The 253-nt window shown below is 58.1% G+C and carries 1 pseudogene; it reads right to left on the bottom strand.

The annotated features are described in order from the left end of the window. Window positions 1–26 precede the first annotated feature (26 nt). Window positions 27–253: pseudogene (locus AC0L2L_RS33420) on the bottom strand (hypothetical protein); the annotation flags it as partial.

Below are 253 nucleotides of genomic sequence, written 5' to 3'. Positions count from 1 at the left end.
ATGTTGTCAACACCCACCAAAACGACTTATGCGTCAAGTGCATTTTTCAGATGCGGCGTTTTGCCGCAATACTCGGCCCATTCATTCATCAACGCCCGTCGCTTCTCCAATGCGTCGCTACGCCGATACGCGGCCTCGACGGCATCAAGCGTGTGCGCCAATGCGGACTCCGCAACGTCTCGCGGGTGGCTGGTCATATCGCCTGCCCAATCCCGGAAAGTAGACCGCATCCCATGCACTGTGCACGCCACGC

The organism is Mesorhizobium sp. WSM4832, from assembly GCF_055811115.1.
The sequence above is the reverse complement of the archived record's forward strand: the minus strand, read 5'-3'. Positions and strand labels throughout refer to the sequence as shown.